General features: G+C 60.3%; 7 protein-coding genes. 4 read left to right on the forward strand and 3 right to left on the reverse strand.

The genetic code is table 11. The features are described 5' to 3' along the window. Positions 1-8 precede the first annotated feature (8 nt). Positions 9-5,201 (reverse strand): malectin domain-containing carbohydrate-binding protein, encoded by a 5,193-nt coding sequence (locus ACWHY3_RS11695; protein ID WP_448128160.1) that lies wholly within the window; start codon positions 5,199-5,201, stop codon positions 9-11. A 99-nt stretch (positions 5,202-5,300) separates the two neighbouring features. On the opposite strand from ACWHY3_RS11695, the gene tnpA reads away from it, so the two are divergent. From tnpA to ACWHY3_RS11715, 4 genes are read left to right on the forward strand one after another with little or no spacing between them, the layout of a single operon-like run. Beyond that, positions 5,301-5,591: an IS66 family insertion sequence element accessory protein TnpA gene (tnpA, locus tag ACWHY3_RS11700; RefSeq protein WP_087721070.1), complete on the forward strand. Its 291-nt coding sequence runs from the start codon at positions 5,301-5,303 to the stop codon at positions 5,589-5,591. Next, a complete protein-coding gene (gene tnpB, locus ACWHY3_RS11705; RefSeq protein ID WP_087721071.1) occupies positions 5,588-5,932 on the forward strand; it encodes an IS66 family insertion sequence element accessory protein TnpB in 345 nt (114 codons plus the stop codon). The genes tnpA and tnpB overlap by 4 nt, the downstream gene beginning before the upstream one ends. A 28-nt stretch (positions 5,933-5,960) precedes the next feature. Continuing rightward, the gene (gene tnpC, locus ACWHY3_RS11710) at positions 5,961-7,592 is read left to right on the forward strand and encodes an IS66 family transposase (protein ID WP_179208974.1); all 1,632 of its coding nucleotides are present in this window, start codon (positions 5,961-5,963) and stop codon (positions 7,590-7,592) included. Continuing rightward, positions 7,582-7,851 (forward strand): hypothetical protein, encoded by a 270-nt coding sequence (locus ACWHY3_RS11715; RefSeq protein WP_087721073.1) that lies wholly within the window; start codon positions 7,582-7,584, stop codon positions 7,849-7,851. The genes tnpC and ACWHY3_RS11715 overlap by 11 nt, the downstream gene beginning before the upstream one ends. 22 nt (positions 7,852-7,873) lie before the next feature. Here the strand turns inward: ACWHY3_RS11715 and ACWHY3_RS11720 are convergent, their stop codons facing one another. Both ACWHY3_RS11720 and ACWHY3_RS11725 read right to left on the reverse strand, forming a co-directional pair. Next, positions 7,874-10,858: a malectin domain-containing carbohydrate-binding protein gene (locus ACWHY3_RS11720; RefSeq protein ID WP_448126619.1), complete on the reverse strand. Its 2,985-nt coding sequence runs from the start codon at positions 10,856-10,858 to the stop codon at positions 7,874-7,876. 245 nt (positions 10,859-11,103) lie between these two features. After that, a complete protein-coding gene (locus ACWHY3_RS11725; protein ID WP_448126620.1) occupies positions 11,104-12,522 on the reverse strand; it encodes an IS1380 family transposase in 1,419 nt (472 codons plus the stop codon). Positions 12,523-12,524: the final 2 nt, after the last annotated feature.

Raw genomic sequence — 12,524 nt, forward strand, 5'->3', positions numbered from 1 at the left:
GATATTCGCTATATTGCCATGCAGTTCAGTAGGTTAGAAGCATTCCTGGGGGCCGGTCTCACGGATTCAGGTTCTACAGAGAAAGTCAGGGTCGTGTTCGCCGAGTGCGACCTATCAGACACCCAGTTGATAACCGCGCTGCCTATAGTATCCCCGTTATCCAGATTGATATTATCGGGTACAGTAAATTGCAGGCCGATAACGTAGGATCCTATTTCGAGATCAGGGCTAGAAACACTAAAGCCCTGCTCGACGTCATCGCTAGCTTGCTCGATTGCGGCTACAAAATAATCACCGGGCTCACTCTGTCCTTCAGGCAACACCACTAACTCAAAGCCTGTTGTAGCGGAGGCGCCATCCTCATCGACTACCTGAACTTCCAGCGAGTACCTGCCTTCGCCAGAAGTCGGCATGCCTGAGAAAGTCTTCGTTTGAGCATCGAACAAGACGCCATCGGGAAGATTCAGAGCTTCATACGTAAGCTCATCACCATCAAGATCGACGAAAACATCATCAGGAATCTCGAACACAAATCCGTCTTCGAACTTAATCGTCTGATCATCTATCGAATGATTAACGAAGGGCTCGGTATCGACCGGATTGCTGCCATCGACCGGCGTGCCATTGGAGACCATATAGATGGGTTGCGAGACCGGACCCAGCGCCAATCCTTCGGAGGTATTCGGGTTGTCAATGACTGATGCTACAAAGCCAAGCGGGAGGGTGTCATCCCCACCAAAGCTGGACGTGCCATTGAGGAAATCACCGTAGGTGAATGCTTGTGAGACGTCTGCAGTGCCGCTTGCCCCGAGTTGAACATCAACGATCTGGAACTCCGCCGCGTTGTTAGCCGGGAAATCCTTGTCAGCCAAGCGTTCCTCGACGGTATCGACGATATTGTTCTGGTCGTTGGCTACCGGCTGATGGCCCTTGGTCATCACCACCCTGACCCATTCACCTGCCGGGCCGCTGACGATGACAGACGGTACCACTCCGCCATAGGTACCTTGGCCGCCGGATGATACCCCGTTGACGGACAGCTCCGCCGTCAGGTTCGGCGACGCCTCGGTAATCTGAACCTGCGCGCCCGCCTGACTACCATCGCTCATCAGTTGGCCACTGGCCGTGCTGCCGTCGGTGAACTTGATGTAGACGTTGGAACCGATGAGCTCTGCGCCGGAAACGCCCCCGACATCCCATGCCGGAACCGAACCGGTATCGACGCCCGCAGCCCCACCCTTGTCGAAGCCGGCAATGGAATTGGGGTCCATATCCCCGCTGAAGCCGACCACTTCGCCATTGGTAAAGCCGCCATCGTCCGTCGCGGAGAACTTCACCAGGGCGCCCCGGAAGCCGCCGTTATCGTTCGGATTGGACGGATCGGGATCGGCGCCCGGCAGGAAGTAATGCTCATAGCCGCTGGGCTGAATGGCACCGGTGTTACCATCACTATTGATCGCCCACTCCTTGAACGTAGTGTCTCCTCCCTTGCCATCGGGATCGAAGACGCTATCGCCGTAAAGGGCCGTGGTGACATCGAAGAACACGGCCGCGATCTTCTTGTCGCCGGTATTCTGGACCTTGAACGAGTCGTTGCCGTAGTTCGATATCTGAACATTGTTGTTGCCTGGCGTCACCGTCACGAGCGCCGAACCGATATCGCCTTGCCCGTAAGCGTCGCCGAGGTCGAGATTGGATGCGTCAAATATCTCCTCGACCTGCGTGGCTGGTACCGGGGGGGTGTCCGTATCGTCGTCGACTTCCATTGCCGTGACCTCGAGATAGTCATAGGCGGCGGTGAAGGGGGTTGCGCCACCGTGGGTATGGGTGACCCCGACGCCTACCGAGGCCGTCGGGCTGATGATGGCCTGCTCAAGCGAGCCGGTGAGGTCAAGCCCGTTGATCGTGACACTGGCATTGTTGGGTAACGCCGCTCCAGCGCTATCCAGCAAGGTGATCGTGGCATTAGCCGTCGCATTGCCACTGTTATCGACGACGACCTCCATGACCAGCTTGGCCTTGTCGAAGTCCGCAAAACCATACCCCCCCGGGAAATCGGCGCCAAGTTTGGCTTCGACATTGCTGTCACGTGTCGAGAACTCGATATCCTGCCCCACGCTGCCGAAGACCAGCTTCACGAAGTCATCGCTGTTGACGCTGACGGCAATGCCCAGTTGCGAGTAGCTGCCTGGCGTCGTGGTGAATGGGTTATCGACCACCGTCTCCAGCACGAAGCCGCCCTCACGGACGATGCCAAGGTGATAGTCGTTCTGCGGCGTGTTGGCACTCCCGGTATCACCGCTGGTCGTCGTCACTCTAAGCTGGCCATTCTCGACCACCCCCGCTCCAGTATCTTCCTCATCGAACGCCGGGTTCGAGCTGGCCATCACGCCCGTAAAGCCATTCTGATACGGCGTTCCGTCGACATCGAAGTCCAGTCGCAGGTTATCGCCATCGGCGAGAGGCTGACCGTCGTCAGCGTCGTAGGCAAAGACATCGTCCCCGTTGCTGACACCGTCACCGTCTACATCACCGTCATCCTGATTGGCGATACCATCTCCATCGATATCCTCTTCCGAAGCAGAATCATCCGGTGCTTCCCCATCATTTGGCTGAATGCGCAGATAGTCATAGCTGGCATCGAAGTTCGGACCGCTACCGATAGAGGTCTGCGTGACCCCCACCCCGAACGTTGACCCCTCGGTAACAATGGCCGTATTGAGCGGCCCGTCCGGCAGAGCGAGCGCCGGTAGCGCGGTCGAACCCAAAGCCTGCCCCGACGCGTCGAGGAAGGTCATGCTGCCCGAGAAGGTCGCCACGTCGTTGGCCACACTCGCGTCGAGCGCAATGACCACGTCGGCAATCTGCGCGATGCTGACACCGCTGGGCAGGCCGAAGGTCTGCTTGGTCTGAACTCCGCCATTCTCGTAGGAGTACTCGATCTGCTGGCCGCCGCCGGTATTGCCGAACGTGACCTTCAAATACTCGTTCTGGCTGAGACTGACATTCATGCCGAGCTGAGAATACTGCGCCGGCAGTGTCGGGAAGGGGTTGCCGAACTTCAGCGAAGCACTGAAACCGTCTCCTCCAGACACGCTGGTGTAGTAGTTGTCATTGGCATCGTTGCCGCCTCCGGCATCGCCGTCGGTGGTCCCGATGATCAGATTACCATCGGTAATCGTGGCCGTGCCGGTTTCTTCGGTATCGGTTTTCGAACCATCGGTGACGCCATCGAACAACTCTTCGAGCGTGTCGCCATCATTGAACTCGAGATTGACCGTTGAAGCATTCATATCAGCATCATCCTCGGTAACGCTACCGGTTGCCGAGGCGGACCCGGCATCGATGGTGAAGGCGGTGTCATCGACACCGGTCAGGGTGACAGTGACATCCTCCGGACCGTTATCCTGATCATCGTTGGCCACCTCGACTGCCAGCGTCCCGAGGCCGTCGCTGAAGCTCACCGTGCGGGTCTCGGCCGTATCATCGACGGTCAGCTCCAGTTCGACCTCGCCGCTGAAGCCCCCCGAGGCGTCCAGACCGAAACTCAGCGCGGTCGTACCGTCATCACCATTTTCGACAACGGTTGGAGCCTCTGCGATGGAAATCGCGATCTGCGAACCGGGCTGATCGCTCAGGTCCGGCGAGGTCACGTTGAGGTGCTCCCAACTGGCCTTGAAGGATCCCACCGGATTGTTGTAATCGGTCGAGGTCACCCCGACAGCCGTTTCCCCGCTGGGGTCAGTCAGGTTGGCCAATACCGCGGCCGGCAGGGTTTCTGCGACTGCCGTTGCGAAACCCTCGGTCGGCTCGGCGCGCAGCCCGCCCAGAACGCTATCGTTAGCATCAAAGAACGTCGCAATTGGTGTTACGGTGCCCGCGGCCTTGTCGATGGAAAGCGTGAGCTCGACCTTGGCGATATCCGCCAGTCCTGTTGAGGCATCGCTCAACATGTCCTCCAGACCGATGCGCGTGTCGATACTGCCCTTCGACCATATCTGTACCACCGTGCCACCGTTGCCGCCGAACACCAGCTTGATCAGTTGGTTGCTGTTCTGGCTACCCAAGCCAAAGACGATGCCTTGCTGGGCATAGTTGGGCACGGTCGTGGTATCCAGCCCCTGCCCTGCGAGCGCCTCGGGGAAGGGGTTATCGAAGCGTGACGAGATATTGATCTCGTTGAGGGATTCGCTGCCCAATGCCACGTGCTTGACGAAGTCATTGGCACTGGGGTTGGCCGCCTGGGAGATGTCGCCGTTGGACGTCCACACGACCAGCTCGCCATCTTCGACGGTCGTCACCACGGAGTCATCCGAGATATTCCCTAGCGTGCCGTCGAAACCGCCCTCCTCGAGCGGCGATCCGGGATTCTCGAAATCAAGTTCGAGAATGGCACCGTCGGTCGAGTAGTTGGCGTAGACCGAGCTGGCTGTCGCGCCGTTGCCATTGTCATCGCCATCGAGCACCGCATTGGCGGCGACCGAAGCGGTGAGGGTCCCGGTCTGCCAGCCGCCGTTCGGTGCATCGAAGGTATAGGTGGCTACGCCACTGGCATCGTCGTAAGCCACCAGTGAAGGAGACACCGGCGCACCGCCGGCCGAAGACGAGACCGTTATGTCATTGGCATCGATCTGCGCCTGCGCAATGGCGTCATCGTCGGTATATCGAACACTGACGATCACTTGCCCATCGCTCGATTCCGGTGCAGCGATGGAGAGAATATTGGCAATCGGCGTATCGCCCTCGACCGCCTGGTAGATGGCAATGGCATTGAAGCCCGGCTGGCCGGTGTCGGCATGAACGCCGACCACGATCTTGCCGTCGGTGACGACGACGTTCCTGGTCAGCACGACCGGTGTATCGGCCCCTCCCGCCTGGGTGAAGGCATCGAAGTTTTCGGCGAATATCTCGCCCTGGATCGTGTAGTCACCTTGGCGCTGCCCCGCCTGGGACTGGTAAAGCTCGGCGAAATGCAGCTCGACGACATAGACACCGTTGGGCACTTCATAGGTAGCGGTATACGAACCGGCGGAAGAGTCCCGATAGGTATGGTAGGCCGAACCGTCGAGATCGATACCTCCGCTGTTGCTACTGGTGGTTCCGGCCTTGCCGTCGATATTGCTGCCTGTCTTGGTGCCTGGCGAGTAGTAATTGGGATTGTCCGCTTCGAGAGCGATACCCAGAATCGGGTCGTCGGTAATCGCACCGCCGTAGGGTAAGCGTTCATTCCAGGACGCCCTGCCATCCCAGCGAGCGTGACCCTAAAGTAACCTCACACTCATCAACACGAGGTTACTCTCATGAGCAAGCGCCGCACTCCGGACCAATGGCAGGGTCTGATTGATCAGCAGCGCCACAGCGGCCTGTCCGCGCTGCAGTTCTGTAAGCAACAAGGCATCGGTTATGCCAGCTTTCGCAGCTGGCGCAAGCGGCTTTGCGAAAGCCCGGTCTCTGACTCGACCGAGACCGAGCAGTCGGATTTTCTGGATCTGTCGGCATTGATGGGCGCTTCGCCGTCTTGCGGGCCAGGTTGGACTATTGTGTTGAGTCTGGGTAATGGCGTCGAACTGCGGCTGAGCCAGAACGGATGATCGGGCTCGATAGCCAGGCCCGGATTTGGCTGTGCACCGAGCCCACCGACATGCGTAAGTCCTTCCGGGGACTGAGCGCGCTGGTACGCAACCAGCTCAACCGCGACCCGCTCAGTGGCCAGTACTTTGTGTTCATCAACCGGCGCAAGACCCAGATGAAGATGCTGTACTTCAGCCGCACCGGTTATTGCTTGTGGGCCAAGCGCCTGGAGCGGGGTCAGTTCCAGGTGCGTGCGTCAGCGTCTGGCCAGCGAGCGTTGACGCTGGCCGATCTGCAGCTGCTGATCGACGGCATTGAGGTGCAAAAAGTTCGCCGCTTCAAGCGTTTTTCAGCAGCGTAAGCACTCAGGGTCCGGTATAATAGCGGCCATGAAATCAACTGCTTGCACGCCTGAACCCACCGCACCGTCTCACTCGGCCCTGGTCGAGGAGAACGCGCTGCTGCGCGAGCAGGTTCAGGGGATGCAGCGCCAGCTGGATTGGTTCAAGAAGCAGCTGTTCGGCCCCAAGTCCGAGAAGCAGGTCTTTGACCTGCCGGGACAGGACAGCCTGTTCCAGCCGGAGCAGGCGCCCGTCCCGGACAAGGCGCCCGAGGATGACAAGCGCACGGTCGGCGCCTATCAGCGCGGCACCGCCAAGAAGCAGCGCGACGATGACTGCTTGAACGATACCGGTCTGCGCTTCAGCGCCGATGTGCCGGTGGAAGTCATCGAGCAGCTGCCGCCGGAGCTGACTGGGCCGGACGCCGATCGGTATGAAATCCTCGGAACCAAGACTACCTTCCGGCTAGCCCAGCGAGCGGCCAGCTATGTGGTACTCCAGTGCGAACGCCCGGTATTGCGCCGCAAAGGCACCGACAAGCCAGTGACCGCCCCGGCGCCGCCCAACGTGCTCGACAACAGCCTGGCCGATGTCAGCCTGCTGGCCGGACTGCTGGTGGACAAGTTCCAGTTCCATCTGCCGCTGTACCGCCAGCATCAGCGCATTCAGCAGGCTGGGGTCACCGTCAGCCGCAGCACGCTGAGCAACCTGGTCAAACGCGCCATCGATCTGCTGCGCCCCATCGTCGATGCCCAGACCGATAATGTGCTGCGCAGCCGGGTGCTGGCCATGGACGAAACGCCAATCAAGGCCGGCCATCAGGGCCGGGCTGGCCCGCAAAAAGGCAAAATGAAATCCGGCTGGTTCTGGCCGCTGTACGGCGATGACGATGAGGTGGTGTTCACCTACTCCAACAGCCGTGGACGGGGCCACATCGAGCAGGTGCTGAGCGAGCAGTTCACCGGCACGCTGATCAGCGACGGGTACGCCGCCTATGCCCGCTACGCCGCAGCACAGGACGGCGTTACCCATGCCCAGTGCTGGGTCCACGGCCGGCGTTACTTCATCGAGGCCCAGAAGGAGCATCCGCAGCAGGCTGGCGAGGCGCTTCAGCAGATCGCCAAGCTCTATCACAACGAAGACAACATCCGTGCTCAACAGCTCACTGGCGAGACGAAGCGCCAGTACCGGTTGGCGCACTCGAAGCCAGTCGTCGACGACTTCTTCCAGTGGTGCCGCGATCAGTTGGAACGTGGCGAGCTGTTGCCCAGCGATGCGCTGACCAAAGCCCTGAATTATATGCTCAGCCGTGAAGCGAGCCTGACCGTGTTCCTGGAAGATCCAGACGTACAACCGGACACCAACCACCTGGAGCGGGCGCTGCGCCCCATTCCAATGGGCAAGAAAAATTGGATGTTTTGCTGGACGGAACTCGGCGCCGAACACCTCGGGCTCATCCAAAGCCTGATCACCACCTGCAAACTGCATGACGTCAATCCGTACACCTATCTGGTGGATGTGCTGCAGCGCATCAGCCAACACCCGGCCAGGGAGGTCGCGCAACTGACGCCAAGACGGTGGAAGACCCACTTCGCGGACAAGCCGTTACGCTCGTTGCTCGATCCCCGTCATCCGCACAGACAGCCCGAATCACCAGAGGCCGTTCGCCATGCGCATTGATGAGATGACCCTCGATCAGTTACTGGAGCTCAATGACGTCATCTGCCAGCGCATCGATGAACTCAAGGAACAGGAAACCCTGCAGGCGCTGAGCCAGCTGCGTGTCGGGCTCAAGGTCTCCTTCAGCACCCGGGAGGGACGGGCGTTCGGCATCGTTACCAAGATCAACCGCAAGAGCGTGATCGTGCTGGCCGAAGACGGAACCACACAGTACAAAGTCTCGCCGCAATTACTGACACCGCTTCATGAAGTGAAGTGATCAGCTTGCCTGGGGGCGTCTACTACGTCCCCGAATGAACGCTTACGCCGTAGGTGTGCTTGTCATCGCCTTCGAGGCTGTTATCGATAGAGTCGCTAGTCGGGCCGACATTGATGGCACGTTGCAGCGCGCCCTTTACCAGACTGTCCAGGTTCGTGACGATGAAGGCGTCGGTCTCGTAGGCGGCAACGCCAAGTCCCGCGGTATCGGTGTAGCTACCGGCGGCAACGCCCACCTCGAACGAACCACTGCTCCATGCATTGCTGTCCGATGGCGGAGAAATCAGATACTGGATCGTGGCCGTCTTGCCATCGCTACTGAGCGTAATCGCGTCGCTGCCGGTTGCCAGCGAGACGTCTCCTGGCGTATATCCGGTAAAGATCAGTTCATCACCGGTGATGGACTGTACGTCGATGCCTGCATTATCGGTCACCACGACCGTGGCCAGAATGGCGCTGTCGTTATCGAGCGGTTGATCAAGCGTTATCGAGACCACTTCCGGCGGTGTCGCATCCTCGGATGGTACATAGGCGCCGCCCACCTTCCATACCGCCAGGCCGCTGATCTTGGCCTGGTTGACCGAGGCATCGAAGCCGATGTCGAGCACACCGTCAGTGACGGTGACGGCATAGGTCTTGACCACTTCGGTAGCGGCGCTGCCGACATCACCAATGATGTCGTAGTCATCCTCCACCAGTGCGTCTTCGACGCTGATATCAAAAACGCGCGCGCCGGTACCATTGCCGTTTTCCACCCCGTGGTAGATCTCGGCGAAGTACATATCGATCAGGTACTCGCCGTTCTCGACTGGAATCGAATACCCCCACTCCCCGGTATCCACTGCCGAACGCTCGGACTGATGCAGCGCATCGGGTACGCTGCCATCGACGTCGATTGCATTGACGTAATTCTTGGAGGCGACACCGCTGACCCAGCCACTGATCTCGGCATTGGTCATGTCGGACAGGAAATCGATCTGCTGATCACGCAGGGTGACACCGTTGATATCGGGCCCGCCCGAGCTGATGGCGGCAACCGGGGTCAACCCAGTCGCCGTGGTAATGCGCGTGCCGTTGGCGGTGGACGTAAAATTGAATACGGATGCGCCGGTGCTGGGATCGAAGTCGGCAAAATCCTCGCCGCTGAAGGTGATCGCCGTCTCGCCATTGATGGTGATGATCGCCGATCCGGCTTGATAGCTCACGTCGCTGGCATCGAACGAAGCACCCTGGACCACGACTTCATCGTCGGCAGAGAAATCGGTGATTTCCGTGCCGTCGAGATTATCCAGCGTCCCCTGGAAGCTGTCGGCACCGCCGCCCCCGGTAAACGTATTGTCTCCACTCCCGGCGATCATTACGTTGGCGCCGCTATTGCCCGAGGCATGGAAGTCTGCCGCGGAGCCGGAGCCATCGAAGTTCTCGACGCTACCGTCGAGCGGTGCCAGTTGGGTATCGGTACCCGTATAAAGAATGGTATCCACGCCACCAGAGCCCGCGGTGCCGACACCTTCTGCGGTGCTGGCCGCGATCTCGTTGCCGAATCCGTGGATGTGCAGGTTGTTGAAGTTGACCGGTGCCAGCGGTGCACCTTCGCTGGTTTCGGCAAGGAAACCGAAAGCCGCTCCCGATGATAGCTGGGTATCGTCATCGCCGATGGTGTGCGAGCCGGTCAGGATGTCCTGTAATACCCCTTCAGGCAGGGTGAAGCCTTCTAGCGGCAAAGCGGTGAACTCGTCTTGACCATTGAGACGATAATCGGCATGGAGGGCGAAATCGTTCGCCATGTCGATTTCGAGGCGCAGTTCGACCTCGGCGGTCCCGCTAGCGGCCAGCGCCGGCAAAGCCACCTGCGCCAAGGTTTGATAGTTGCTGTCGCCGATTTCGTAGCCGACCTCGAAACCCGGCTCGCCATTCACCTCGCCGAATACGAAGCGCACGAAGTTGGCTTGCGTGCCGTCACCGAACATGATGCCGGTCAGCTGTCCCTCCGCCACGCCTCCTGCCGTGGGTATCCAGTTCTGTACCTGCGTGGTCGCGACCAGACGTTGCACATCGTCGCTGGGATTGACACCCACATGCATGGCGTCGCGAACCCCGTTTTCCGAACCGACCACGCTGCCGGGAACCACGTTCTTGATCTGGAAGATCGGCGCGTTGGCGCCAGGAATGATATTGCCGCCGTTATCGAATAGCCCCGAAGTGCCCTGATCGGGATTGGCGTCCTGGTTGGGCGTTGAACCATCCAGCGCCGCGCCCATCAGACCGGTATCCGCGAGCGTTCCCGGATAAGGCGCCTCGGTCGGTTGAAAATCCAGGATGATTGCCTTGTCAGGCGTGAGTTCGAGGCCATTCGTGGCGCTGTACTCGAAGGGGTCATGGATATTGTCCACGCCGTCGAGATCATGATCCGTCGAATCACTGACTTCCGAGCCTGCCAGCGGCACGGCACCATTGTTCGGCTGCAGGATCTCGACCTTGGTACCGCTACCGCTGTAAACGGAGGCCCAGACCGAGCCACGAAATGCCGACTGATTGTCCCAGGCGGATAGATCATCACCGATCGAAGTCAGGCCCAAGGGACTGCCGGTCAGCTCCAGCGTGATTCGATCGGCCGCTTTCGTCGCTCCTGAGCCGCTTGCAGTCTGCATGACACCGTTCTCATCGCGCCCCATCACGATCAGATCACCGCCGCCGTACTGCGATGCCAGGATCGCTCCCGACATCTTGGTGTTTCCGTCATCGAAGACAGTCGAGGTGTACTCTGTCAGACCATTGATGGATCCGAGCCCCGTATCGAGCGAACCATCGGTATAGCCACCTTCCAGATAATTACCTTCGATGGGGTTCAGTGCAGCCACGACATCATCGAAATCCGAGGGTATGCCGGCTTCGCCCAGCACGCTCGACCCTTGAATACTCGATGGACTGCCGGGATTTTCGCTGACCAGATAGGCATTGCCATTCTCGGTGATGTAATACAGCTCTCCCGGGGCCACGCTGATCACGCGACTCGTCAGCCCGCCTTATTCACGAGGGCGCTGATTGAGCGGTCTGAAGGTACTGACTGGTGGCATCGCTTATCAGGATCGGCTTCTTCAGCGCGAATAGCTGTTGAGTAATGCCAAAACGCTGAAATTTCCCCGCTTCCTTATAGCTCTTTGGAATCAATGGCGACCGTCCAAGCAGCCGTGATCGCCGCCCGCCGCTCCGGTCGCTCGCTTTCTGATGCTGTGGTGGTCTCGCAGAAGCGTCAGCTCAGTGCGGTCAGCTTCGGCAGCCCCTTCAGCAGCGTCGGCCACCACTTGTCGGCGGCGGCACCCAGATGAACGGTGATTCGCCGAGCGTGCAGTCTCAGCGTGGCGGCGACCTTCAGCACCTGCTCGCGCATCCGGCTGAGGCTCCAGCCTTGCCGGGTCTGCCGCTCCAGCAGGCAGCGCAGGCCATGCAGGACCTGGTAGGCGTAGAGGCTGAGCAGCAGGCTCACCTCGTTGCGTGCCATCACGTCCTGAACGGTGGAGGCGCCGCGATCGGTCGACGAGAGGTGCACGTCGAGCGCCGACTTCACCTCGCCCATGTGCGCCTCGGCGCTGCCGCGCTTGCGGTAGAGCGCCAGGACCTTCTCCGGCGGCCAGTCGAACTTGCCGAGGTTGGTGACCAGGAAGAAGGCATGCAGCAGCAGGTCATCGGGGCGTTCCTGCACCACCAGCACCACGCGACGCGGTGCCGACCAAGAGCCCGCTTGATACTCCAGATCGTGGCACCACTCGCGAGGCTGCTCGGGTGGCCGGCCAGGTGGCCGCTTCAGAAGTGGCGCTGCCAACTTCTGTAGGCCAGTGTGACTGCGCAGCCGGCCCAGATACTCGATATCGCGCTCTTCCATGGCTTCCAGCGTCGCGTTGTCGGTGAAACCGGCGTCGATGCGCACCCGAACCTGGGCGCCGGTGCTCTCGTTGAGTCGCCGCACCAGATGCGGGATCCAGGTGTCGGCGTTCTCGGCCGGGCCGGCGTTGCCCTCGCGCAGCAGGCCGCCCACCATGTCGCCGGTTTCTGCCAGCGAGGCGACCAGCGGTGAATAGATCCGCGCGCCGTACAGGCCATGATAGGCCGAGCCGCCCTGGTGGCCGTGGACCTCGATCGGCAGGCCGTCGATGTCCAGCGTCAGCTGCTTGGGGCGCTCGCCGTTCTTCAGCGCGGTCAGGCGCCAGATCACCAGTCGCAGCAGGCCTTCGTGCACGGCATCGATATTGTCGCAGCGCCCGAGGCAGGTCAGCAGCCGCGACAGCGTGGCTTGAGAGGGCCGGTCCTGGGCCAGGGGCGTTGTCCCGCGCGCATCGCTGCAGGCCAGCTGCCAGAGCGGATCACGGCGCAGCGTGTCGGTATCGCTGAGGTCGATCCAGCCCATCGCACGCTGCAGCACCAGGGTACGCAACTGGCTGGCCAGCGAATGAAGGATGCGCAGCGGGTGGCGTCGATCGACCAGATTGTCTTCCAGCGCCTCAATCACGCCGCTGTTGTCGAGGGCCTCACGCAACAGCAGAGCGCCGCTGTCGCTGGTAGTGCGCTGGCCGCTCAGCTCAACACGGACAGCGCCGTTGCATGAGGGCGTCCAGGTGGATAGGCTTTCACCCATGGCGAGTGGTCCTCTTGAATCGTGTTCTGGCAGGAACATCC

The organism is Salinicola sp. NYA28a, from assembly GCF_976982775.1.